23 protein-coding genes are annotated in these 24,794 nt (G+C 68.0%); 21 read left to right on the forward strand and 2 right to left on the reverse strand.

The window, feature by feature from the left end; all coding sequences use genetic code 11:
• The first annotated feature begins 1 nt into the window (after position 1).
• From ACEXOR_RS09065 to ACEXOR_RS09115, 11 genes are all read left to right on the forward strand, one after another.
• The gene (locus ACEXOR_RS09065) at positions 2–1,201 is read left to right on the forward strand and encodes an MraY family glycosyltransferase (protein WP_374849263.1); all 1,200 of its coding nucleotides are present in this window, start codon (positions 2–4) and stop codon (positions 1,199–1,201) included.
• Positions 1,198–1,674 carry a Cg1360 family ATP-synthase-associated protein gene (locus ACEXOR_RS09070; RefSeq protein ID WP_374849264.1) on the forward strand — a complete coding sequence of 159 codons (477 nt, stop codon included), beginning with the start codon at positions 1,198–1,200 and terminating at the stop codon, positions 1,672–1,674. The genes ACEXOR_RS09065 and ACEXOR_RS09070 overlap by 4 nt, the downstream gene beginning before the upstream one ends.
• A 229-nt stretch (positions 1,675–1,903) precedes the next feature.
• Positions 1,904–2,695, forward strand: coding sequence for a F0F1 ATP synthase subunit A (atpB, locus tag ACEXOR_RS09075; RefSeq protein ID WP_374849265.1), 792 nt, complete (start codon positions 1,904–1,906; stop codon positions 2,693–2,695).
• 94 nt (positions 2,696–2,789) lie between these two features.
• The gene (gene atpE / locus ACEXOR_RS09080) at positions 2,790–2,978 is read left to right on the forward strand and encodes an ATP synthase F0 subunit C (protein WP_173181709.1); all 189 of its coding nucleotides are present in this window, start codon (positions 2,790–2,792) and stop codon (positions 2,976–2,978) included.
• 31 nt (positions 2,979–3,009) lie between these two features.
• The gene (locus ACEXOR_RS09085; RefSeq protein ID WP_374849266.1) at positions 3,010–3,555 is read left to right on the forward strand and encodes a F0F1 ATP synthase subunit B; all 546 of its coding nucleotides are present in this window, start codon (positions 3,010–3,012) and stop codon (positions 3,553–3,555) included.
• 4 nt (positions 3,556–3,559) lie between these two features.
• Entirely contained in the window at positions 3,560–4,357 is a 798-nt protein-coding gene (locus ACEXOR_RS09090) for a F0F1 ATP synthase subunit delta (RefSeq protein WP_374849268.1), read from the forward strand.
• Between the two features lie 51 nt (positions 4,358–4,408).
• Entirely contained in the window at positions 4,409–6,046 is a 1,638-nt protein-coding gene (gene atpA, locus ACEXOR_RS09095; protein WP_374849269.1) for a F0F1 ATP synthase subunit alpha, read from the forward strand.
• A 2-nt stretch (positions 6,047–6,048) separates the two neighbouring features.
• Entirely contained in the window at positions 6,049–6,951 is a 903-nt protein-coding gene (locus ACEXOR_RS09100) for a F0F1 ATP synthase subunit gamma (RefSeq protein WP_374849271.1), read from the forward strand.
• A gap of 42 nt (positions 6,952–6,993) precedes the next feature.
• Complete coding sequence (gene atpD, locus ACEXOR_RS09105; protein ID WP_374849272.1) at positions 6,994–8,457, forward strand: F0F1 ATP synthase subunit beta; 1,464 nt, start codon at positions 6,994–6,996, stop codon at positions 8,455–8,457.
• A gap of 2 nt (positions 8,458–8,459) precedes the next feature.
• On the forward strand, positions 8,460–8,726 hold the full coding sequence (locus tag ACEXOR_RS09110; protein WP_374849274.1) for a F0F1 ATP synthase subunit epsilon: 267 nt from the start codon (positions 8,460–8,462) through the stop codon (positions 8,724–8,726).
• An 88-nt stretch (positions 8,727–8,814) separates the two neighbouring features.
• Positions 8,815–9,564 carry a YaaA family protein gene (locus ACEXOR_RS09115; RefSeq protein WP_374849275.1) on the forward strand — a complete coding sequence of 250 codons (750 nt, stop codon included), beginning with the start codon at positions 8,815–8,817 and terminating at the stop codon, positions 9,562–9,564.
• 37 nt (positions 9,565–9,601) lie between these two features.
• Here ACEXOR_RS09115 and ACEXOR_RS09120 read toward each other — a convergent pair whose 3' ends face one another.
• Complete coding sequence (locus ACEXOR_RS09120; RefSeq protein ID WP_374849276.1) at positions 9,602–10,120, reverse strand: methylated-DNA--[protein]-cysteine S-methyltransferase; 519 nt, start codon at positions 10,118–10,120, stop codon at positions 9,602–9,604.
• Between the two features lie 172 nt (positions 10,121–10,292).
• Between ACEXOR_RS09120 and ACEXOR_RS09125 the strand changes: the two genes are divergently transcribed.
• From ACEXOR_RS09125 to ACEXOR_RS09155, 7 genes are all read left to right on the forward strand, one after another.
• Complete coding sequence (locus tag ACEXOR_RS09125; RefSeq protein ID WP_374849277.1) at positions 10,293–12,056, forward strand: proline--tRNA ligase; 1,764 nt, start codon at positions 10,293–10,295, stop codon at positions 12,054–12,056.
• A gap of 59 nt (positions 12,057–12,115) precedes the next feature.
• A complete protein-coding gene (gene nusA, locus ACEXOR_RS09130) occupies positions 12,116–13,114 on the forward strand; it encodes a transcription termination factor NusA (protein WP_374849278.1) in 999 nt (332 codons plus the stop codon).
• Between the two features lie 52 nt (positions 13,115–13,166).
• The gene (locus tag ACEXOR_RS09135; protein WP_374849279.1) at positions 13,167–13,457 is read left to right on the forward strand and encodes a YlxR family protein; all 291 of its coding nucleotides are present in this window, start codon (positions 13,167–13,169) and stop codon (positions 13,455–13,457) included.
• 82 nt (positions 13,458–13,539) lie between these two features.
• Positions 13,540–16,401: a translation initiation factor IF-2 gene (infB, locus tag ACEXOR_RS09140; RefSeq protein ID WP_374849281.1), complete on the forward strand. Its 2,862-nt coding sequence runs from the start codon at positions 13,540–13,542 to the stop codon at positions 16,399–16,401.
• Between the two features lie 96 nt (positions 16,402–16,497).
• Positions 16,498–16,941 (forward strand): 30S ribosome-binding factor RbfA, encoded by a 444-nt coding sequence (gene rbfA, locus ACEXOR_RS09145; protein ID WP_374849282.1) that lies wholly within the window; start codon positions 16,498–16,500, stop codon positions 16,939–16,941.
• A 37-nt stretch (positions 16,942–16,978) separates the two neighbouring features.
• Positions 16,979–18,106: an NAD(P)-binding domain-containing protein gene (locus ACEXOR_RS09150; RefSeq protein WP_374849283.1), complete on the forward strand. Its 1,128-nt coding sequence runs from the start codon at positions 16,979–16,981 to the stop codon at positions 18,104–18,106.
• Positions 18,107–18,171: 65 nt separating this feature from the next.
• Positions 18,172–20,415: a transglutaminase domain-containing protein gene (locus ACEXOR_RS09155; protein WP_374849284.1), complete on the forward strand. Its 2,244-nt coding sequence runs from the start codon at positions 18,172–18,174 to the stop codon at positions 20,413–20,415.
• An 11-nt stretch (positions 20,416–20,426) separates the two neighbouring features.
• On the opposite strand, the gene ACEXOR_RS09160 is transcribed toward ACEXOR_RS09155, so the two are convergent.
• Positions 20,427–21,113 (reverse strand): FadR/GntR family transcriptional regulator, encoded by a 687-nt coding sequence (locus ACEXOR_RS09160; protein ID WP_374849285.1) that lies wholly within the window; start codon positions 21,111–21,113, stop codon positions 20,427–20,429.
• Positions 21,114–21,251: 138 nt separating this feature from the next.
• Between ACEXOR_RS09160 and ACEXOR_RS09165 the strand changes: the two genes are divergently transcribed.
• From ACEXOR_RS09165 to ACEXOR_RS09175, 3 genes are all read left to right on the forward strand, one after another.
• Positions 21,252–22,937, forward strand: a complete 1,686-nt coding sequence (locus tag ACEXOR_RS09165) for a 2-isopropylmalate synthase (RefSeq protein WP_374849611.1) — start codon at positions 21,252–21,254, stop codon at positions 22,935–22,937.
• 82 nt (positions 22,938–23,019) lie between these two features.
• On the forward strand, positions 23,020–23,922 hold the full coding sequence (locus ACEXOR_RS09170) for an ABC transporter ATP-binding protein (protein ID WP_374849286.1): 903 nt from the start codon (positions 23,020–23,022) through the stop codon (positions 23,920–23,922).
• Complete coding sequence (locus tag ACEXOR_RS09175) at positions 23,919–24,743, forward strand: ABC transporter permease (protein ID WP_374849287.1); 825 nt, start codon at positions 23,919–23,921, stop codon at positions 24,741–24,743. The genes ACEXOR_RS09170 and ACEXOR_RS09175 overlap by 4 nt, the downstream gene beginning before the upstream one ends.
• Positions 24,744–24,794 lie beyond the last annotated feature (51 nt).

Below are 24,794 nucleotides of genomic sequence, written 5' to 3' on the forward strand. Positions count from 1 at the left end.
CGTGCGGTTCTACCTCCTCGTCGCCCTCGTCTCGATGGTGGTCACCTTCGGCCTGACCTGGGTGATCTACAAGCTGAGCCACCGTTTCCGGCTCTATCCGAAGATCCGTGAGCGCGACGTGCACACCCGGCCGACGCCCCGGCTCGGCGGCATCGCCATGTTCCTCGGCGTGATCGTGGCCATCGCGGTGGCCTCGCAGATCAGCTGGTTCCGGCTGGTGTTCGCCGAGCCGGGCAAGGTCTGGGCCATCCTCGGCGCCGCCCTGATCATCGTTCTGATCGGCGTGGCCGACGACATCTGGGATCTCGACTGGCTCACCAAGCTCGCCGGGCAGATCCTCGCGGCGGGCCTGCTCGCCTGGCAGGGCGTGCAGATCCTGTCGCTGCCGATCGGCGGCCGCACCATCGGCTCGTCGACCATGTCGCTGATCATCACCATCCTCGCGGTGGTGCTGGTGATGAACGCCATCAACTTCATCGACGGCCTGGACGGCCTGGTGGCCGGCGTGGCGCTGATCGCCAACGGCGTGTTCTTCATCTACAGCTACCTGCTCGCGCAGGACACCTCGCCCACCGACTACTTCAACCTCGCCTCGCTCATCACGGCGGTGCTGATCGGCGCCTGCGCGGGCTTCCTGCCGCTGAACTTCCATCCGGCGAAACTGTTCATGGGCGACGCCGGCGCCCTGCTCGTGGGGCTCCTGATGGCCACCAGCGCCATCGCCGTCACCGGCCAGGTCGATCCGGCCCAGCTCGGGCGTTCGGAGCTGCTGCCCGCGTTCATCCCCATCCTGCTGCCGTTCGCCATCCTGGTGATCCCGCTGCTGGACTTCAGCCTCGCGGTCATCCGGCGGCTCCGGGCGGGCAAGAGCCCGTTCAGCGCCGACCGCAAGCACCTGCACCACCGCCTGCTCGACATGGGTCACACCCACCTGCACGCCGTGCTCATCTTCTACGGCTGGACGACGGTGATCTCGGTCGGCTGCCTGTTGTTCTTCGTGCTCGACCCGTACTGGCCGGCCTTCGTCTTCATCGGCGTGGGCGTCGTGGTGTGCACCGTGGTGACCCTGTCGCCGCTCGGTCGCGCCAAGCGCCGCGAGATCGCCGCCCAGTCCGCCGACGCGGGCACCTACGAAGCCCGAGCCATAGCCGGCGACGACCCGCTGGACGCGGCCGCCGACGACATCAAGGAGACCCTGTGACCGTCAACGAGCCCGCTCCGCGCGGCAACTACCCCACCCCGGCCTCGACGGGGGTGTTCTCCACCATCCTGAAATGGGATGCGGTGCTCGCCCTGGTGATCGCGGTGGTCGGGGGAGTGGTCGGCTACCTCGTCGACGGCTGGACCGGCGCGATCAGCGCCCTCATCGGCACGGTGATGGTGCTGGTGTTCGCCGGGATCACGGCCGGGAGCATCCTGGTGGCCAACCGCTACACGGCGTCGCCGATCTACACGACGCTGTTCTTCGTGATCGTGCTGGGCTCGTGGATCATCAAGTTCGCGCTGTTCATCGTGCTGGTGGTGCTGCTGCGCGGAGCCGACTTCACCAACGACGTGGTGCTCTTCCTGAGCATCGTGGTGGCCGTGATCGGAACCCTCGTGGTGGATGTGGTGGTGGTGGCCAGGAGCCGCATGCCGTACGCCTCCGACGTGCGCCTTCCCGGGCAGCAGTGAGGCCCGCACGATTCGTCAGGATGCCCTAAGTATTGATAGGGTAGACAAGTTCGTTCCGCTGTCCGACAATGGCTTCCGCACAATGGGTTCCGCATCACGGTGACCAGTTTGGCTTTCGCTTTCGGAGACAGCACCTCCCACCCGCTCGTCGTCGCGAGAACTATGAAAAGTTCCACGCCCCGAACAGGAGATAGCGCTGATAGCTAACGCTGTGCACCTGCTAGCCCCCATGGCAACCTCCGATGACGGCGGTTTCCACGGTCCGTCCATCGAAGAGTTCTTCCCCGACGCGATCTTCTTCGCCGGCACGCCGTTCGAGATGAACCGCATCGTCCTCATCCGCTTCCTCGCGGTGCTGGCGATCGTCCTGATCTTCTGGCTCGGCACGCGCCGCATGAAGGTGGTGCCCGGTCGCTTCCAGTCCATCGTCGAGATGGGCCTGGACTTCGCCCGCGTCAACATCGCGGAAGACCTCCTCGGCAAGAAGGACGGCCGTCGCTTCCTGCCGCTGATCACCACCATCTTCTTCATGGTGCTGTTCATGAACATCACCGGCATCATCCCCGGGCTCAACATCGCCGGTACGTCGGTGATCGGTGTGCCCCTGGTGCTCGCGGTCGTCGCCTGGCTCGCGTTCATGTACGCCGGCATCAAGAAGCACCCGGGTGCGTTCTTCAAGAACGCGCTGTTCCCGCCCGGGGTGCCCAAGGTGCTCTACATCATCGTGACGCCGATCGAGCTGGTCTCGACCTTCGTGCTGCGGCCCATCACGCTCACCCTGCGACTCCTGATGAACATGGTCGTCGGTCACCTGCTGCTGGTGCTCTTCTTCGCAGCCACGCAGTTCTTCTTCTTCACCGCCAGCCAGACCAGCGGCTTCTTCGCGCTGTTCGGCGTCGGCACCCTGGCGTTCGGTTTCGTCTTCACGCTCTTCGAGGTTCTCGTCGCCGTGCTGCAGGCCTACGTCTTCGCACTTCTCACCACTGTCTACATCCAGCTCGCGCTGGCTGAGGAACACTAGCGGTCCAGGCGTCCGCCTGAACCACCATCACGAAAGGGAACACAACGTGGCAGATGTATCGATCCTCGCTGAGGTCACCGGCAACGTCGCGACCATGGGTTACGGCCTCGCCGCAATCGGCCCCGCCATCGGCGTGGGCATCGTGGTCGGCAAGACCATCGAAGGCGTCGCCCGCCAGCCCGAGCTCGCCGGCCGCCTCCAGGTGCTGATGTACATCGGTATCGCGTTCACCGAGGCGCTCGCGTTCATCGGTATCGCGACCTACTTCATCTTCACCTCCTAACAACCCATCTTCGATCGATAAGGAGGCTGGAATGCTGAATGCCGTTCTGGCTGCTGGCGAAGAGGGCACCAATCCACTGATCCCGGCGCCATACGACATCCTGTGGTCGTTCGTATGCTTCGTCGTCATCCTCTTCTTCTTCTGGAGGCTCGTCCTTCCCCGTATGAAGAAGCTCCTCGACGAGCGGTCCGCCGCCATCGAGGGCAACATGGAGAAGGCCGACGAGGCTCAGCGCGAGGCGGAGGCTGCTCTGCAGCTATACACCGCTCAGCTGGCCGAGGCCCGTGCCGAGGCCGCGAAGATCCGTGAGCAGGCCCGAGTCGACGCCCAGCGCATCGGCTCGGAGATCCAGGCTCAGGCCCAGACCGACGCCGAGCGCGTCAAGGCGAACGCGCAGGTCGCGATCGAGGCCGACCGTCAGGCCGCCCTCGTGTCGCTGCGCTCCGAAGTCGGTTCGCTCGCCATCGACCTCGCCTCGGGCGTCGTGGGCGAGTCGCTCTCCGACGACGCGAAGGCGACGGCCCTGGTCGACCGCTTCCTCGCCGACCTCGAGGCCGACACCTCGGGAAAGAAGTAGCACCATGGGTAGCGCGACCAGAGAAGCACTGAGCACGGCCAACGCCCGCCTCGCGGGCGTGGCCGGCTCGGTCGATCTGGCCACGGGAGAAGAGCTCTTCGCCGCTGGTCGGATCATCGGTGATTCGTCACACCTGCTCGGGGCCCTCTCCGACCCGGGAGTCGACCCGTCGGCCAAGTCGGCGCTCGTGCGCCGCCTGTTCGGCGCGGGCTACTCGGCCACCACGGTCGACCTGCTCGACACGGTGGCCTCGAGCCGCTGGTCGTCGAAGAAAGACCTGCTGGCAGGCATTGAGGAGCTCGGCATCCGTGCCGTGGCCTCCTCGGCCGCACCGCAGGCCTCGATCGACGCCGAGCTGTTCGAGTTCGGCCGGGCCGTGACGAGCAACGCCTCGCTCGAGTTGGCCCTCGGCTCCAAGCTCGGCTCCACCGACCAGAAGCGCGCCCTCGTGGAGCGTCTGCTCGGCGGTCGCGCCTCGGCCGAGACCGTGGCCATCGCCCGTCAGCTCGTGACGCAGCCCCGAGGTCGCCGCATCGGCGAGCTCATCCGCTACGCGTCGACGATCGTGGCCGACCAGTCGGGTTCACGGGTCGCCACCGTCACGGTGGCCTCTCCGCTCAGCGCCGACCGCATCGCCCGGCTCGAGCGCACCCTCACCGGCAGCTACGGCCGCCCGGTGCAGGTCAACCAGGTGATCGATCCCACGGTGGTGGGCGGCGTGCGCGTGCAGATCGGTGACGACGTCATCGACGGCAGCGTGTCGACGCGCATCAACGAATTGAGACTTCAGCTCGCTGGCTAAGCGGGCCCAGGAACACGCTTGGGGGCATACCCCATCAGAAAAGGGAAAACGATGGCTGAACTTACGATCCGCCCCGATGAGATCCGCGACGCTCTCAAAGACTTCGTCGCCGCCTACGAGCCCGGCAAGGCCGCCACGACCGAGGTCGGCCACGTCATCGACGCCGCCGACGGCATCGCACACGTCGAGGGCCTCCCGGGAGTCATGGCCAACGAGCTGATCCGCTTCTCCGACGGCACCCTGGGCCTCGCCCAGAACCTCGACGAGAACGAGATCGGCGTCATCGTGCTCGGTGAGTTCACCGGCATCGAAGAGGGCCAGGAAGTCACCCGCACCGGAGAGGTGCTCTCCGTGCCGGTTGGCGACGCCTACCTCGGTCGCGTCGTCGACCCGCTGGGCAACCCGATCGACGGCCTGGGCGAGATCGCCTCCGAGGGTCGTCGCGAGCTCGAGCTGCAGGCGCCAGGCGTCATGGCCCGCAAGAGCGTGCATGAGCCGATGCAGACCGGTATCAAGGCCATCGACGCCATGATCCCGATCGGCCGCGGCCAGCGTCAGCTGATCATCGGCGACCGCCAGACCGGTAAGACGGCCATCGCGATCGACACGATCATCAACCAGAAGGCCAACTGGGAGTCCGGCGACACGAACAAGCAGGTTCGCTGCATCTACGTCGCCATCGGCCAGAAGGGTTCGACCATCGCCTCGGTGAAGGGCGCGCTCGAAGACGCCGGAGCGATGGAGTACACCACCATCGTGGCGTCGCCGGCCTCCGACCCCGCGGGCTTCAAGTACCTCGCCCCCTACACCGGCTCGGCCATCGGCCAGCACTGGATGTACGGCGGCAAGCACGTGCTGATCATCTTCGACGACCTGTCGAAGCAGGCCGAGGCCTACCGCGCCGTGTCGCTGCTGCTGCGTCGTCCGCCGGGACGCGAGGCGTACCCCGGCGACGTGTTCTACCTGCACTCGCGTCTGCTCGAGCGTTGCGCCAAGCTGTCCGACGAGCTCGGTGCCGGTTCGATGACGGGTCTGCCCATCATCGAGACCAAGGCGAACGACGTCTCGGCGTACATCCCCACCAACGTGATCTCGATCACCGACGGCCAGATCTTCCTGCAGTCCGACCTCTTCAACGCCAACCAGCGCCCGGCGGTCGACGTGGGCATCTCGGTCTCGCGAGTCGGCGGTGACGCTCAGGTCAAGTCGATCAAGAAGGTGTCCGGCACGCTCAAGCTGGAGCTCGCCCAGTACCGCTCGCTCGAGGCCTTCGCGATGTTCGCCTCCGACCTGGATGCGGCGTCGCGCCGTCAGCTCGCCCGAGGCGCCCGCCTCACCGAGCTGCTCAAGCAGCCTCAGTACTCGCCGTTCCCCGTCGAGCAGCAGGTCGTCTCGATCTGGGCCGGCACCAACGGCAAGCTCGACGAGGTTCCGGTCGAAGACATCCTGCGCTTCGAGGCCGAGCTGCTCGACTACCTCGGTCGCACCACCGACGTGCTCACCACGCTCCGCGACACGAACGTGCTGAGCGACGACACGGTGGCCGCCCTCGAGAAGGCCGTCGACGACTTCAAGCTCGAGTTCCAGACGGGTGAGGGCAAGCCGCTCGCCTCGGTGGGCCGCGAGCAGTTCGACGCCACCGACAAGGGCGACGTCGGCCAGGAGAAGATCGTGAAGGGTCGCCGCTAAGCATGGGCGCTCAACTTCGGGTCTACCGGTCGAGGATCAAGTCGGCCCAGACGACCAAGAAGATCACGAGGGCGATGGAGTTGATCTCCGCCTCGCGCATCCAGAAGGCGCAGCAGCGCGTGGCCGCCTCGGCTCCGTACTCGCGAGCCATCACGCGTGCGGTCTCGGCGGTCGCGACCTACTCGAACGTGGAGCACCCGCTCACGAGCGAGCGCGAGAAGCTCGACACGGCGGCGATTGTCATCTTCACCTCCGACCGCGGTCTCGCGGGTGCGTTCTCCTCGTCCATCCTGAAGGAGGCGGAGCAGCTCGCCGAGCTGCTCCGGAGCGAGGGCAAGAACGTCGTCTACTACCTCGTGGGTCGCAAGGCGGTGGGCTACTTCAGCTTCCGCAAGCGCACCGCGGCCAAGGCGTGGACCGGCGGAACCGACCAGCCGCAGTTCGAGACGGCCAAGGAGATCGCCGATGCGGTCGTCGCGGCCTACAACCTCGACGACGCAGAGGGCGGCGTGGACGAGATCCACCTCGTGTACAACCGCTTCGTGAGCATGGTCTCCCAGGTTCCCGAGGTGGTGCGCCTGCTCCCGCTCGAGATCGTCGAGGGGGAGGCCCCCGCCGAGCCGACCGGCGAGGTGTACCCGCTGTACGAGTTCGAACCCGATGCCGCCACCGTGCTGGACGCGCTGCTCCCGATCTACGTCGAGAGCCGCATCTTCAACGCGATGCTGCAGTCGGCCGCGGCCGAGCACGCCGCACGTCAGAAGGCCATGAAGTCGGCCAGCGACAACGCCGACAACCTGATCCGCGACTACACCCGACTGGCCAACAACGCCCGTCAGTCCGAGATCACCCAGCAGATTTCCGAGATCGTGGGTGGGGCCGACGCACTGGCCTCCGCCAAGTAGTCATCGACGACCCAGTAGTCATCGAAGAAAAGAGAAAGCACAATGACTGACACCGCTATCGCGCCAGTCCAGGCTGAGGAGGCGCCCCAGGGCGTCGGCCGTGTTGCGCGCGTCACGGGCCCGGTGGTCGACATCGAGTTCCCGCACGACTCGATCCCCGAGGTCTACAACGCACTGAAGACCAGCATCACCCTGGGTGAGCACACCAACGAGATCACCCTCGAGGTCGCTCAGCACCTCGGTGACGACCTGGTGCGCGCCATCGCCCTGAACCCGACCGACGGCCTGGTCCGCGGCCAGATCGTGCGCGACACCGGTGCCGCCATCTCGGTTCCCGTGGGCGACGTCACCAAGGGCAAGGTGTTCAACGTCATCGGCGAGGTGCTCAACGCAGCCCCGGGCGAGACGATCGAGATCACCGAGCGGTGGCCCATCCACCGCAAGCCCCCGGCGTTCGACCAGCTCGAGTCCAAGACCCAGCTGTTCGAGACCGGCATCAAGTCGATCGACCTTCTCACCCCGTACGTGCTGGGTGGAAAGATCGGTCTGTTCGGTGGCGCCGGCGTGGGCAAGACGGTGCTCATCCAGGAGATGATCCAGCGCGTCGCGCAGGACCACGGTGGAGTGTCGGTGTTCGCCGGTGTGGGTGAGCGCACCCGTGAGGGCAACGACCTCATCCACGAGATGGAGGAGGCGGGCGTGTTCGACAAGACCGCCCTCGTCTTCGGCCAGATGGACGAGCCGCCGGGAACGCGTCTTCGTGTGGCCCTGTCAGCCCTGACCATGGCGGAGTACTTCCGCGATGTGCAGAACCAGGACGTGCTGCTGTTCATCGACAACATCTTCCGCTTCACGCAGGCGGGTTCCGAGGTCTCCACCCTGCTCGGCCGCATGCCGTCGGCGGTGGGCTACCAGCCCAACCTGGCCGACGAGATGGGCGTGCTCCAGGAGCGCATCACGTCGACGCGTGGCCACTCGATCACCTCGCTGCAGGCGATCTACGTGCCGGCCGACGACTACACCGACCCGGCCCCGGCCACCACGTTCGCGCACCTCGACGCGACCACCGAGCTGTCGCGTGAGATCGCGTCGAAGGGGCTCTACCCGGCCATCGACCCGCTCACCTCGACCAGCCGCATCATGGACCCCCGCTACTTGGGCGCCGACCACTACCGCGTGGCGACGAACGTGAAGCAGATCCTCCAGAAGAACAAGGAACTGCAGGAGATCATCGCCATCCTCGGTGTCGACGAACTCTCCGAGGAAGACAAGATCACCGTGTCGCGGGCCCGCCGCATCCAGCAGTTCCTCTCGCAGAACACCTACATGGCGAAGAAGTTCACCGGTGTCGAGGGTTCGACGGTTCCGCTGAAAGACACGATCGAGTCGTTCGACGCGATCACCAAGGGTGAGTTCGACCACGTGGCCGAGCAGGCGTTCTTCAACGTCGGCCCGATCACCGACGTCGAAGAGAAGTGGGCTCAGATCCAGAAGGAGAACGGCTGATCATGGCTGCTCCTCTCAACGTCAGCGTCGTCTCGGCCGACAAGCAGATCTGGGCCGGCGAGGCCTCGATGGTGGTCGCCAAGACGGTCGAGGGCGAGATCGGCATCCTGGCCGGTCACGAGCCGCTGCTCGCCATCCTCGCCGCCGGTGAGGTTCGGGTGAATGCCACGAGCGGTGAGCGCCTGGTGGCGCGCGCCGACGACGGGTTCCTCTCGGTCGAGAACGACACCGTCACGATCGTGGCTCGCGACGCCGAGCTGATCAAGTAATCACGCTGATCTGACAACTCAGGTCGAAGACCGCCGCACCGCTCCTCACGAGCGAGGCGGCGGTCTTCGCCGTTTCCGGAAGGCCGTCGTGCTCCTCCTGCTTCCTCCCTCCGAGACCAAACGCGACGGCGGCGACGGCGGCGCGCTCGACCTCGGCGCCCTCGCGCACCCCGAGCTCACCGCCACGCGGCGTGCCGTCGTGAGGGGCGTGCGACAGCTCTCCCGCAACCGCGACGAGGCGATGAAGCGCCTGAAGCTCGGGCCGAAGCTGGCCTTCGAGATCGAGCGCAATCGTGCCCTGGCGACCTCACCCACCATGCCCGCCATCGACCGGTACACCGGCGTGCTCTACGAGGCCCTGGATGCGGCGACGCTCGACGCGCCGGCGCGCGACTTCGCCGGCCGGCACGTGCGCATCCACTCGGCCCTGTTCGGGCTGGTGGGCGCGCTCGACCCGCTGCCGGCCTACCGGCTCTCGCACGACTCGCGCCTGGACGGTGGCTCGCTCAAGGCCACCTGGGCCGGCCCGCTGTCGGCCGCGCTCGAGGCCCACCGCGGCGAACTGGTGCTCGATCTGAGGTCGGAGGCGTATGTGCACCTCGGACCGGTTCCCGCGGGCCATCCGTCGTCGTACTTCGTGCGCGTGGTGAGTGCGGGACCCGACGGGGTGAAGCGGGCCCTCAACCACTTCAACAAGAAGGGCAAGGGCGAGTTCGTCCGCGCCGTGGTGCAGAACGGCGTCGACTTCGCCGACGTGCACGAGCTGATCTCCTGGTGCGAGACGTCGGGCCGGCGACTCTCGCTGTCGGATGCGGGTGAACTGGTGCTCGAGGTCTGAACGACCCGGCACACTGTCGGCGGGTGGCGGTGCCCGCTCATCCGCTCGCGTAGGGGATCGACTCATGGGCGAGCAGCCACCCTTTGGTGATGGCTCCCGCGCCCCAGCTCCAGCCGGTGATGTGGCCGGAGGCCGAGAGAACGCGATGGCACCCCACCAGCAGGGGAGTGGGGTTGAGCGACACGGCGCCGCCGACCGCCCGCCCCGACCCGGGCTTGCCCACCGCTCGGGCGATGGTGCCGTAGCTCGTCACCTCGCCCCAGCCGAGGGCGGCCAGCTCCTGCCACACGCGCACCTGGAACGGGGTGCCGCGGTGGGCGATGGGCACCGAGAAGCGCCGCCGCGACCCCGAGAAGTAGTCGAGCAGTTGCGCGACGGCCTCGTCGGCCACCGTGTTGGAGTCGAAAGCCAGACCGTCGTGGGGGAGCAGCCCCCGCTGTTCGATGGCCACCGCCGTCACCGCTTCTCCGTCGCTCACCACCTCCACCCGCCCGATCGGGGTGTCGCAGCGCTGCAGGTAGGGCGACGCCGAACGGAGCTGAATCAGAGTGTCCATTCCGCGACGGTAGGTTCTGCGGTCCGATGCCGCGGCGCGTGCCGGGCCATCTGTGGAGAACTTCGCTCATCCGGCCGGCTGTGCAGGACCAGAGGCCCGTTCGGAGCCGCCCGATCGTGCTGGCCGGACCGATCGTGCTGGCCGGACTGATCGTGCTGGCTAGACTCGGTGGGTGGCTACTCGTCTCTCGAACTACTTCCTGCGCACCCTCCGCGAAGACCCCTCCGACGCCGAGGTGACCAGCCATGTGCTGCTCGTGCGCGCCGGCTACATCCGCAGGCAGGCACCGGGCATCTTCGCGTGGCTGCCGCTCGGGCTCCGCGTGAAGGCGAAGATCGAGGCCATCATCCGCGAGGAGATGGCGGCCGCGGGGGCGTTCGAGGTGCACTTCCCGGCGCTGCTGCCCAAGGAGCCCTACGAGGTGACCGGCCGGTACCAGGAGTACGGGCCCGGCATGTTCCGGCTCTCCGACCGCAAAGACGCCGGGTTCGTGCTCGCACCCACCCATGAAGAGGTGTTCACCCTGCTGGTGAAAGACCTCTACTCCAGCTACAAAGACCTGCCCCTGTCGATCTACCAGATCCAGGACAAGTACCGCGACGAGGCCCGTCCGCGGGCCGGCCTCCTGCGCGGTCGCGAGTTCACGATGAAAGACGCGTACTCCTTCGACTACACGGATGCGGGGCTCGACGCGAGCTACCAGTCGCAGCGCGACGCCTATGAGCGCATCTTCACCCGGCTCGGGCTCGAGTACGTGATCGTGAAGGCCGACGCCGGGGCGATGGGCGGCTCCAAGAGCGAGGAGTTCCTGCACCCCACCCCGGTGGGCGAGGACACGTTCGTGCGCTCGGCCGGCGGGTACGCCGCGAACGTCGAGGCGTTCACCACCCTCGTTCCCGAGTCGCGGTCGTACGAGGGGCTCACCCCTGCCGACGTGCACGACACCCCCGACACCCCCACCATCCAGACGCTCGTGGATGCGGCCAACTCCGCGCACCCCCGGCCCGACGGCCGGTCGTGGACCGCAGCCGACACCCTGAAGAACGTGGTGCTCGCTCTCGTGGGTCTGGACGGCAGCCGCGAGGTCGTGGTGGTGGGCCTCCCCGGCGACCGCGAGGTCGATCTCAAGCGCGCCGAGGTGGCCTTCGCCCCGGCCGAGGTGGAGCCCGCGAACGAGGCCGACTTCGCCAGGCACCCCGGGCTCGTGAAGGGCTACATCGGGCCGTACTCGCCCGAGGGCGCGGTGCTCGGCGAGACGTCGAGCACCGGCATCCGGTATCTGGTCGACCCGCGCGTGGTCGACGGTTCCGGCTGGATCACCGGGGCCAACGTGCACGGCAAGCACGTGTTCGGCCTGGTGGCCGGGCGTGACTTCACGGCCGACGGCACCGTGGAGGTGGCCGAGGTGCTGCCGGGCGACCCCGCTCCCGACGGCTCGGGCCCGGTGGAGCTGGCGCGCGGCATGGAGATCGGCCACGTCTTCCAGCTCGGCCGCAAGTACGCCGAGGCCCTGGGCCTGAAGGTGCTGGACGAGAACGGCAAACTCGTGACGGTGACGATGGGGTCGTACGGCATCGGGGTCACCCGCATCCTGGCGATCATCGCCGAGCTCAACAACGACGACCGTGGTCTGATCTGGCCCGAGGCCGTCGCCCCCTTCGACGTGCATGTGATCGCCACCGGTCGCGACCCCGAGATCTACCAGGCGGCCGAGGCCGTGGTGGCCGATCTGGAGGCGGCCGGGCAGGACGTGCTGTTCGACGACCGGCCCAAGGTGAGCCCGGGAGTGAAGTTCGGCGATGCCGAGCTGATCGGCGTTCCGCACATCGTGATCGTGGGCCGAGGGGTCGCCGAGGGCGTCGTGGAGCTGTGGGATCGCGCCTCGGGCGAGCGCACCCAGGTCGCCCTGGATGCCGTGGCGGCGAGCTTCGGGTAGTCTTTCGGTTTGACTGCCGGAGACATCGGCATCGTAGATCTGAACAGAGGAGGCCGGAAGTGGACATCGACCTCAGCGTCTTACGCCTCTTGGAGCGTGAACGAGAGATCCCCTTCGAGGAGCTCGTGGGAATCATCGAGCAGGCCATCCTGACCGCATTCCTCAAGCACACCGACCGCCCGGCGGTCAACGAGGACGGCACCGGCTCGGCGCGCGTGCACCTCGACCGCAAGACCGGTCACATCGGCATCTTCGCGCCGGAGTACGACGAAGACGGCGTGATGATCGGCGAAGCCGAGGAGAGCCCCAGCGACTTCGGTCGCATCGCGGCCTTCGCGGCGAAGCAGGTCATCAACCAGCGTCTGCGTGACATCGGCGACGACAAGGTGCTCGGCGAGTTCAAGGGGCGCGAGGGCGACATCGTCGCCGGCGTCATCCAGCAGGGCCCGAACCCGAAGATGATCCACGTCGACCTGGGCACCATCGAGGCGATCATGCCCCCCGAGGAGCAGGTTCCCGGCGAGGTCTACGCGCACGGCTCGCGCATCCGCGTGTACGTCACGAGCGTGGCCAAGGGGCCCAAGGGCCCGCAGATCACCGTGTCACGCACCCACCCGTCGCTCGTGCGCAAGCTCTTCGCGCTCGAGGTGCCCGAGATCGCGTCGGGCGTGGTGGAGATCGTGTCGCTGGCCCGTGAGGCCGGGCACCGCACCAAGATCGCCGTGCGCGCCACGGAGCCCGGCGTGAACGCCAAGGGCGCCTGCATCGGCGAGCTCGGTCAGCGTGTGCGCGCGGTGACGTCGGAGCTCGGCAACGAGAAGATCGACATCGTCGACTACTCCGAAGACCTGCCGACCTTCGTGGCCAGCGCGCTGTCGCCGGCCAAGGTGTCGAGTGCCTTCGTGATCGATTCGGCCACCAAGGCCGTCCGAGCCCTGGTGCCCGACTACCAGCTGTCGCTGGCCATCGGCAAGGAGGGCCAGAATGCCCGACTCGCCGCGAAGCTCACGGGCGCGAAGATCGACATCCAGCCCGACAGCATCCTCGACGAAGACTGATCGGCGCCGTCCCCGGGTGCCGTCGACCGGCGCTCGGGGAATATGGAGTACCATGGAACCCGTTAGAACGTGCGTCGGATGCCGCGCGCGCGCCACTCGATCCTCTTTGCTGAGGGTCGTCGCCCAGGAACGTGTTCATCAGAACACCGACTCTGCGGGTCGAGATCTGGTCGTCGATGAGACGGCTTCTCTTCCCGGGCGGGGCGCCTGGTTGCATCCTTCGATCGATTGCTTCCACCTCGCGGTCACGCGACGCGCTTTCGGGCGTGCGCTCCGCGTCGAGGGCTCACTCGACACGACACCTCTAGAGAACAGGCTGATTGGCACCGTGAACCATGAGTGACAACTGATGAGCGACTCGAAATGAGTCCCGTCCGCTATTAGCGGTCTGCCCTGTCTGGGGTGGGCCCTCAGACAGGAGAATTGTGGCTGCAAAACCACGTGTACATGAAGTCGCCGCCGAACTCGGCGTCGACAGCAAGGTCGCCCTTGCAACGCTCAAAGAGATGGGCCAGTTCGTCAAAGGCCCCTCGTCGAGCATCGAGCCCCCCGTGGCTCGCCGCCTCAAAGAGGCACTGATCAAGGCCGGTGCCTCGGCCGACGGCGCCTCCGCCGCCGCTCCGAGCACCGGTGCCCCCGCGAAGTCGTCGTCGGGCCCGCGCCCCGGTGCCCGGCCCGGTACCCCCGGCCCGTCGGCCGGTCGTGCTCCGGCTCCCGCCGCCCCGGCCGAAGCCGCTCCGGCTGCCGAGACTCCGGCCCCGTCGGGTGCTCGTCCTGGCGGTCCCGCCCCGAAGGCTCCGGCCCCCGCTGCGCCTGCCGAGGCCGCTCCTGCGGCTTCCGCTCCGTCGGCTCCGGCCGAGAGCGCACCGGCGGCCCCCTCGTCCGCGGCGCCTGCCGCTCCGTCGGCTCCGGCCGCCGGTTCCGGCTCGGCCGACTCGGCCGCACCGCGTCCGGGTGGCCCGCGTCCCGGCATCCCGCGTCCGGGCAACAACCCGTTCGCGAGCCAGCAGGGCATGCAGCGCCCCGGTGCTCCGCGCCCCGGTAACAACCCGTTCGCCAGCCAGCAGGGCATGGGCCGTACCGGTGCGGGTGGAGGCGCCGGCGGCGCCATCCCGCGTCCCGGTGCTCCCCGCCCCAGCGCCCCGCGTCCTGGCTCGCCCCGTCCGGGTGCTCCGCGCCCCACGGGCTTCCAGCGCCCCGGCACCGGTGCGGGCTTCCGCCCGGGTGCCGCACAGGGTGGCGGCGCCCGTCCGGCTCCGGGTTCGCCCGGCTTCCGTCCCGGTGGTGCCCCTGGCGCCGGTGGCTTCGCGCCGCGTCCGGGTGCCGGTGGCCGAGGCCGAGGCCCCGGCGGTGGAACCGCCGGTGCGTTCGGTCGCGGTGGCGGCAAGAGCAAGGCACGCAAGTCCAAGCGCACGAAGAGGGCAGAGTTCGAGCTGCGCGAGGCTCCGTCGCTGGGTGGCGTGAGTGTTCCCCGCGGCGACGGCAACACCGTGGTGCGACTGCGCCGCGGTGCCTCTATCACCGACTTCGCCGACAAGATCGACGCGAGCCCCGGCAACCTGGTGACCGTGCTGTTCCACCTCGGTGAGATGGCGACGGCGACCGAGTCGCTCGACGAGGCCACCTTCCAGGTGCTCGGCGAAGAGCTCGGCTACAAGATCATGGTCGTCTCCCCCGAGGAGGAGGACCGCGAGCTGCTCGAGGGCTTCGACATCGACCTCGACCAGGAGCTGGAAGACGAGACCGACGAAGACCTGGAGATCCGTCCCCCGGTCGTCACCGTCATGGGTCACGTCGACCACGGTAAGACGCGCCTCCTGGACGCGATCCGGAACGCGAACGTGGTCGCCGGTGAGGCGGGTGGCATCACCCAGCACATCGGTGCCTACCAGGTCGTCACCGAGCACGAGGGCCGCGAGCGGCCGATCACCTTCATCGACACCCCGGGTCACGAGGCGTTCACCGCCATGCGTGCTCGTGGTGCGCAGGTGACCGACATCGCCATCCTGGTGGTCGCGGCCGACGACGGCATCATGCCGCAGACGATCGAGGCCTTGAACCACGCCCAGGCGGCCAACGTGCCGATCGTGGTCGCGGTGAACAAGATCGACAAGGCCGACGCCAACCCGGCGAAGGTGCGTCAGCAGCTCACCGAATTCGGCCTCGTGGCCGAGGAGTACGGCGGAGACGTGATGTTCGTCGACGTGTCGGCGCGCAACGACATCGGCATCCAGGACCTGCTCGACGCCGTGCTCCTCACCGCCGACGCCGGGCTCGACCTGCGGGCGAACCCCAACAAGGATGCTCGCGGTGTGGCCATCGAGGCCAAGCTCGACAAGGGCCGTGGTGCGGTTGCGACCGTGCTCATCCAGTCGGGAACGCTGCGCGTCGGAGACGCGATCGTGGCCGGAACGGCTTACGGGCGTGTTCGTGCCATGGTCGACGAGAACGGCGAGACGGTCACCGAGGCGACCCCGTCGCGGCCGGTCCAGGTGCAGGGTCTGTCGACCGTGCCCCGCGCCGGTGACACCTTCCTCGTCACCGAGGAGGACCGCACGGCCCGTCAGATCGCTGAGAAGCGTGAAGCCGCCGAGCGCAACGCCTCGCTGGCCAAGGCCCGCAAGCGCATCTCGCTCGAGGACTTCACCCGTGCACTCGAAGAGGGCAAGGTCGAAGCGCTCAACCTCATCATCAAGGGTGACGTCTCCGGTGCCGTCGAGGCACTCGAGGAGTCGCTGCTCAAGATCGAGGTCGACGACAGCGTGCAGCTGCGCATCATCCACCGCGGTGTGGGTGCGGTCACCGAGTCCGACGTCAACCTCGCGACGGTCGACAACGCGATCATCATCGGGTTCAACGTGCGACCCGACACGAAGGCGCGCGAGCGTGCTGCCCGAGAAGGCGTGGACATCCGCTTCTACTCGGTCATCTACAACGCGCTGGACGACATCGAGTCCTCGCTCAAGGGCATGCTCAAGCCCGAGTTCGAAGAGGTGCAGTCGGGTGTGGCCGAGATCCGCGAGGTGTTCCGTTCCTCCAAGTTCGGCAACATCGCGGGTGTCATCGTGCGATCGGGAACGATCACGCGCAACGCCAAGGCCCGGGTCATCCGCGAGGGTGTCGTCGTGGGCGACAACCTGGCGATCGAGTCGCTGCGTCGCTTCAAGGACGACGTCACCGAGGTGCGTACGGACTTCGAGGCCGGTATCGGTCTCGGCAAGTTCAACGACATCCAGATCGGCGACGAGATCGAGACGATCGAAATGAAGGAGAAGCCGCGCGTCTAGCGTTCTGCTAGAACTGGCGTGAGCTGATGGAGGAGTGGTGCGGCGGTATCGTCGCACCACTCCTTCTCCCGTATCTACAGAAAGGCAGGATGGCTCATGGCTGATCCCGCACGTGCCGCCAAGATGGCGGACCGCATCAAGGTGATCGTGGCGAAGCGCCTGGAGAAGGGCATCCGCGACCCCCGTCTCGGTTTCGTGACCATCACCGACGTCCGGGTCACCGGCGACCTCCAGCACGCCTCGGTGTTCTACACCGTGTACGGCGACGAGAAGGAGCGCGAGGACTCCGCGGCTGCTCTGAAGTCGGCGACCGGGATGCTGCGTTCCGAGGTGGGCCGCAACATCACGGCTCGGCTCACCCCGTCGCTCGAGTTCATCGCGGATGCACTGCCCGAGAACGCGAAGGTGCTCGAAGACCTGCTCGCCGAGGCGAAGTCGCGCGACGCGGCCGTAGAAGGGCTGGCCAAGTCGGCCACCTACGCGGGCGACGAAGACCCCTACGTGAAGCCGCGGGTGATCGACGACGAGAGCGCGGGGTAGTCGGAACATCCGGCGGCAGCCGGGCGTTGTCGAGGGCATGACCGAGACCGAGAGCTTCGCGACGGTCGTCGTGATCGGAGCCGGGCAGGCCGGGCTGTCGGCCGCCTACCACCTGCAGCGCCGCGGGTTCGTGAGCGCGCTCGAGCCCGGCGCATCCGGGGCGTTCAGCTACGTGGTGCTCGACGCCGACGACGCACCCGGGGGAGCCTGGCAGCACCGCTGGGAGTCGCTGCACATGGCGACCGTGAACGGCATCTTCGACCTCCCGGGGGCTCCGCAGCCCGCACCCGATCCGGATGAGCCGAGCCGGGTCGCGGTTCCGCGCTACTTCGCCGCCTACGAACGCGAGCACGGGTTCCCCCTCCTGCGCCCCGTGCACGTCTCCTCGGTGTGGCCGGCCGACGGCGACCCCGAGGGTGTTCTGCTGGTCGACACGGATGCCGGTCGCTGGCGCGCCCGGTTCGTGATCAACGCGACGGGCACGTGGACGAACCCCGTGCATCCGTCGTACCCCGGTCAGGACACGTTCCTCGGCCGGCAGCTGCACACCAAGGACTACAGGGACCTCGAGGAGTTCCGTGGGCATCGCGTGGCCGTGGTGGGCGGCGGGATCTCGGCGGTGCAGCAGCTCGAGGAGATCTCGCGGGTGGCCACGACCATCTGGTACACGCGGCGCGAGCCGGTGTTCATCGAGGGCGAGTTCCAGCCCGAGACGACGGGTCGCGACACCATCGCCCGGGTGACGGCCGACGCCGAGGCCGGCCGGCCGGGGCGGAGCGTGGTCTCGTACACCGGACTCATCTGGAGCCCGTACGCCGTCGCCGCGCGTGATCGAGGCGCTCTGGAACGGCGGCCGATGTTCACCGCCATCGAGCCCCACGGGGTGCGCGAGGCGGACGGTACGTTCACCTCCGTCGACACCATCCTGTGGGCGACGGGCTTCCGCCCGGCGATCGGCCATCTCGATCCGTCGGGGCTGCGGAACGGGCTCGGGGGCATCGCTCTGCACGGAACCGAGGTCGCTGTCGACCCGCGCATCCATCTGATCGGGTACGGGCCGTCGCAGTCGACCGTGGGGGCGAACCGGGCCGGGCGGGACGCCGTGGCCGGTGTCGCGCGCCGGTTGCGGCATTTGGAATCGGCGTCGGTACCGGGCAGGATCTAACGAGAGGCCGGCACGTCGCATTCGGGGCGCGCGTGCGGTCGGGTTTCAGGGGGAGGGGATTCTCGGTGTCGGATTCTGCAGGGGGAACGATCGCAGGCTGGTACCCCGATCCGTGGGATTCGCAGCGCCAGCGGTACTGGGACGGCGCGCAGTGGACCGAGCACGTGTATCCCGGCGCTCCGTTGCCGGCCGCCCGGCCGAAGCGGCGCCGCGGACTGGTGATCGGGCTCGTGACGGGTGGTGTCGCCGTCGTCGCCGTGCTCGCCCTGGTCGCGGCGTTCGTGGTGGTGCCCGCGGTCTCGGGCCCGCAGGCCGCCGTGTACACCGACCGGTCGACGATCTACGACTACACCGATGAGATGCTCGGCCTCGAACGCGACCACGAATTCCGCTTCGACGTCGACTACGACCTGGATGCGGTCAATGCCGCCCACGCGGAGGCCTCCGGGCTCACGGTGGCCGACGGAGACATCCCGGGCGACTGGGCGTTGCAGGTCTACTACGACTCGGCCCTCACCAAGCCCGCGGATTTCTTCGCCTTCCAGTCCGAACCCGGAGACGACGTCACGGTGTCGGGCGATGAGCTCGGGGTGGCTTTCGGTGGGAACGCCCCCGACGACGGACTGCCGATCATGGACGAGCAGGACGAGAGTTACGGCGACTACAAGGTGTCGGACTGGGGGCTCCACGAGGAGTACTACCTCGTCAACCGGATCGAGAAGGACGGGACCGAGCGGGCCAAGCCGCTCGTCACCCGGTTCACGGTGACCTCGGAACTCGCCGCCCCGGACGTCACGTTCAGCGACCCGGGCGGCGACGGCACGGTGAACATGTCGTGGACACCCATCGAGGGCGCGACCGAGTACCTGATCATCGTGTCGTCGGACTCCACCATCGAAGGCGGCGGGGAGAGCCTCGTGGCCGAGGTCGAGGGCACGCAGTGGTCGAGCTCCACCGAGGTCAGGGACGTCGTGGAAACGACACCCTGGGTGGACGAGCAGAACGTCAATCTGAAGGCATTCGATTACCGGGTCGGGTCGGAGGACTGGCCGAGCGAGGACCCCGACGAGGTGTACGACGAGAACACGAAGCAGTCGTTCGACATCGGCGTCATCGCCACCGACGGCAGCCACTACTCGCCTTACAAGCCCTACGACCTGGCGCAGACGTCGGGAGCGCTGCCGTACGAGGTGGCGTTCAATGCCTCTCGTGACCTGAAGAAGTGGGGTGCGAGCGGGTACATCGAGGGCATCGAGAACGTTCAGACCGTGCTGCCGTTCACGTCGATCGACGGCCGCACGCGCACCACGGTCGCGTACATCGATCCGGTGGGAACGGTCGAGTACGACGACCGCTGGGTCGTGCCGCTCCGCGGCCGGGGCACTCTGCTGGGGGAGTGGGTGCCGATCACCAAGCGCTCGACCCCCGACCTGGCAGGAGCGATCGCACAGTTCAATGCGGCGGCCGAGGCGGCGGCGCCTCCCACCGGGATGCCGCGGTTCTCGGCCTACGAACCCCCCGCGGACGCCGAATCCGAGCCGCTGTCGGAGGCTCCGCCCACCGACTACCCGGTCTACGGCAGCACCGAGCTCACGAAGTACATCGCTCAGCACATGATCGCCCAGACGACGTCGATCGACATCTCCGCCTTCGTCGACGTGCCCGGCGCGCCCGACCCGTACGACGCCGCCTACGAGGCGGAGTACCAGAACCCCTACGTGATGAACGTCAACTACGTGGGCCTCCGCGACGGCGGCAAGACCCTCCTGATCACCTACGCCATCCCCACCGAAGAGGTGAAGACGCTTCAGGCGAGTCTGAAGCAGCGGATCGACGAGGTGGTGGGGGCGGTCACCACCGAGGACATGACCGCGGCGCAGAAGGTCACGGCCCTCAACGACTGGCTGGTCGGCAATGCCACCTACGACGATGCGGCGTTCGCGGCGCTGCAGGCCGATCCGTCGACCACTCCGCTCGGCTACGAGTCGGCCTGGAACGCGACCGGGACCCTTCTGAAGGGCACCGGGGTCTGCGCCAGCTACGCGTATGCGTTCAACGCCCTGGCCAACGCTGCCGGTGTGCAGACCGTGGTGGTGTCGGGAGACGTGCTCTCAGGGGGAGCCCACGCGTGGAACAAGTCGCTGATCGACGGATCCTGGCTCGCCGTCGACACCACCTGGAACGACGGTGGCGGCGACCCCGCGACATACCTCATGATCCCCGACTCGGGCTTCACCGGTGACGCGGAACGGGTGGAGGGGCCGTACTGGATGATCGACTCGTCGATCCCCGCCTACGCCACCCCGTAGGGGCACCGGTATCAGCGCGGTGACGTCGATGCGGCGACGGCATCACCCAGAGCGTGGAGGTGAGCGCGGCTGAGCGCGAACGCGGCGTCGGCGTCGCGCGCCGTGATCGCCTCGACGATCTCGGCGTGCACGCGCTGGTCGTCGTCGGTGCCGGGTTGCCGGCTGAGCTCGAGCATCTGAACCATCGCGTCACGGCTCCGGCCGGCGAAGGCGTCGAAGAGCTCGAGCAGCACCTCGTTGCGGCTGGCCACGACGATGCTCCGATGGAAGGCGGTGTCGGTGTCGACCCGGATGCCGATCGCGATGCGCTCGGAGCCCCGCCGCGACAGTGCAGCGCGAATGGCCACCAGATCGGGTTCCGTTCGACGCTCGGCGGCCAGCGAGGCCGCTTCGCACTCGATCGCCGTGCGCGCCTCGAGGATCGAGGCGATGGCCGCGCGGGTCACGAGCGAGTCCCAGTCGTCGACCGGCAGGAGAGCGTCGACGAAGACGCCGGCACCCTGACGACTGGTGAGCACCCCCTGCCCGGCCAGCTGACGGATCGCCTCACGCACCGTGGAACGCCCGACTCCGAGCTGCGGCGCCAGCGTGGTCTCCCCCGGCAGCTTCTGCCCCACCTCCCACTCGCCCGCCTGGATTCGATCGAGCAGGAGTCGGGCGGCCTGTTCGGACAGGGACTCTCGATGCACGCGACTCATGATCCCAGCTTACTCCTCAGCTTGTCTGAGGAGTTGTGCTACCGTGGCCGCGTGATCTCCTCCCGCCTTCAGCTGTCCCGTCCTGCCGACACGGTACCGAGCCAGAACCCGTTCTGGAATCGTCAACGTCACTCGCCGATGCCGTCGGAGCGCTATGTCGACGTGTTCTCCCGGGTCGACGTTCCGCTGATGCACCGGGAGTGGCCGTCGCGCCGCCTGTCCGAGGCTCCGCTCTGGGTGCCGGTCGATCTCCGCGACGGCAACCAAGCACTCGCCGAGCCCATGGACCCGAGTCGGAAACGCACGTTCTTCGAACTCATGGTGACGATGGGCTACAAGGAGATCGAGGTGGGCTACCCCTCGGCGTCGCAGACGGACTACGACTTCGTACGCCTGATCGCAGAGAGCGACATCGCTCCCGACGACGTCACGATCGTGGTGTTCACGCCCGCGCGCCGCGACTTGATCGAACGCACGGTCGAGTCGATCCGGGGCATCCGCAATCCCGTCGTCATCCACATGTACACGGCCACCGCCCCGGTCTGGCGCGAGGTTGTGCTGGGCAGGGATCGGGCCGCACTGCGCGACCTCATCCTCGAGGGAGGGCGCGACCTGCTCGAGTCGGCCGGTGGCCTCGACACCGTGCGGTTCGAGTTCTCTCCCGAGGTGTTCAACCTCACCGAGCCCGACTACGCCGTCGAACTCTGCGACGCGATCACCGCGCTCTGGGAGGCCACCCCCGATCGCCCGGTCATCCTGAACCTGCCGGCGACCGTCGAGGCGGCGACGCCGAACGTGTACGCCGACCAGATCGAGTACATGCACCGCACCCTGGATCGACGTGATTCGGTGATCCTCTCGGTGCACCCGCACAACGACCGGGGCACCGGGATCGCCTGCGCGGAACTCGCCGTGCTCGCCGGCGCCCAGCGGGTGGAGGGCTGCATCTTCGGCAACGGGGAGCGCACCGGCAACGTCGACATCGCCACGCTGGCGCTGAACCTGCACGCGCAGGGAATCGACCCCATGATCGACTTCTCCGACATCGACCACGTCCGGCGCGTCGTCGAGCACAGCAACCGCATCGAGATCCATCCGCGTCATCCCTATGTCGGCGACCTCGTGCACACGGCGTTCTCCGGCACGCACCAGGATGCGATCAAGAAAGGTCTCGCCGAGCACCGCGCGCGCGCCGAGGCCACCGGGATCCCCGCCGGTGAGCTGCCGTGGCGGGTTCCCTACCTGCCCATCGACCCGGGCGATCTCGGCCGCAGCTATGAGGCGGTCATCCGTGTGAACTCGCAATCGGGCAAGGGCGGCATGGCCTACCTGCTCGAACGCGACCACGGCATCGAGATGCCCAGACGGCTTCAGATCGACTTCTCCCGCCGCGTGCAGCGGGAGGCCGACGAAACCGGTCTCGAACTGGGTTCCGCGGAGCTCTGGGGCATCTTCGAGCGCAGCTATCTGGTGCCTGCGGCGGCGAGCGTCGACCTGCGGGAACTCGACGTGGCCACCCAGCACGGTGCGACCCGCACGGCCGTCCGGCTCGGAATCGACGGCGTGGAGCGCTCGGCCGCCTTCGACGGCGTCGGACCGGTGGAGGCGGCCACGCTGCTGCTCGGCGAGCACGGAATCGTGGTGGAGATCATCTCGCTGCACCAGACGGCACTGTCCGCCGGCAATGACAGCGAGGCGCTCACCCTGCTCGAGTACCGGAGTGGTGCCGAGACGCGCTGGGCCGCGGGACGGCACCGCTCGGTGCTCGAGGCGACCGTGCTCGCCGTGGTGTGCGCCGCATCGCGGAGTCGCGCGTCGTCCTGACGGATGACGGGTGACGGATGTCATGGGCCGGGGGTGACAGTCTTCAGGCGCATCCGGAGGGCCGGGTCGCCAGAGTGGGGGTATGAACTCCTCACCCGTTCCCGCCATTCGAGCCGCCGCGCTCACGAAGAGCTTCGGCGGCGTGCACGCCGTCACCGGGGTCGACCTCGTCGTTCAACCCGGTGAGATCGTCGCCTTCCTCGGGCCCAACGGCGCCGGCAAGACCAGCACCATCGACATGGTGCTCGGCCTGAGCACCCCCGACAGCGGCGAGGTGCAGATCTTCGGACTCGCGCCGCGCACCGCCATCTCGCGCGGTCTGGTCTCGGCCGTGCTGCAGAGCGGCGGGCTGCTGAAAGACCTCACCGTGCGCGAGACGCTCGACCTCACCGCGAGCCTGTTCGCCGACACCCGCCCCGTGGCCGAGGTGCTCGAACGCGCCGGCATCACCGAGATCGCCTCCCGCCGGGTGGGCCTGTGCTCCGGCGGCCAGCAGCAGCGCCTGCGGTTCGCGATGGCCCTGCTCTCCGACCCGGGGCTGCTGATCCTCGACGAGCCGACGACGGGCATGGACGTCGAGGGCCGCCGGGCGTTCTGGAGCTCCATCCGCGCCGACGCCGATCGCGGCCGTACCGTGCTGTTCGCCACCCACTACCTCGACGAGGCCGACGAGTACGCCGACCGCATCGTGCTGATGAGCCGCGGAAGGATCGTGGCCGACGGCGCCACCGCCGAGATCAAGAACCTCGTCTCGGGGCGGATCGTGCAGGCGACCCTGCCCGGTGCCGACCTCGCAGCCCTCGCCGCTCTGCCCCTCGTCGACGACGCGGCCGTGCAGGGCGACCGCGTGACCCTGCACACCGCCGATTCCGACTCCCTCGCCCGATACCTGCTCACCCGCACGGATGCGCGCGACGTCGAGATCACCGCCCAGAACCTCGAGAGCGTCTTCCTCGCCCTCACCTCGGAAGGAGCATCCGCATGACCGCCATGACGACCCCGAGCGCGCTCGATCGCGTGCAGCTCGAACGCCGGGTTCCGCCGCTCGGCGGCTTCACCCTCACCTACCTGCGCATCGAGTTGGCCCGCAAGCTCCGCAACCGGCGCACCCTCATCTTCACCCTGATCTTCCCGGTGACGATGTTCCTCATCATCGGCTACCCGCTGCGCGACACCCCGCTCACCGGCACCGCGATCGCCGACGGCGGGCCGTCGGTGGCCGCGTTCATCATGGTGTCGATGGCGATGTACGGCGCGATGATGTCGGCGACGCAGACCGGCGCATCCGTCGCCGTGGAGCGGGCCCAGGGCTGGAGCCGGCAGTTGCGGCTCACTCCGCTCAACCCGTTGGTGAACGTGCTGATCAAGATGATCGCGGGCATGCTGCTCGGGCTCGTGGCCGTGGTGGCCACTTACGTCGTGGGCGCTCTGAGCGGAGTCGAGCTCTCGGCCGTGCAGTGGATCTCGACCGGCCTCGTGGGCTGGTTGCTCGCCAGCGCGGTGTTCACGACCCTCGGCCTGATGGTGGGCTATCTCGTGCCCGGCGAGAACGCCGCGCAGGTCACCAGCTTCGCCATCGTGCTGCTCGCCTTCATCGGCGGGCTCTTCTACCCGGTGAGCAGCATGCCCGACTTCATGCAGACGATCGCGGCGTTCACCCCCGTCTACGGCATCAGCGAGCTGGCTCGCGCCCCGCTCACCGGCGACGGTTTCGACCTCGCCGCCCTGGTGAACACCGTGGTGTGGTTCGGGGTGTTCCTCGTCGGCACCGTGGTGTTCTTCAGACGCGACACGAAGCGGGTGTGAGGATGGCACGGCCGGGTGGTCGGTGTCGGTGCACCCTCGCCCGCAGCATCT

The sequence above is a fragment of the Herbiconiux liangxiaofengii genome (genome assembly GCF_041927335.1).
Lineage (GTDB): Bacteria > Actinomycetota > Actinomycetes > Actinomycetales > Microbacteriaceae > Herbiconiux > Herbiconiux liangxiaofengii.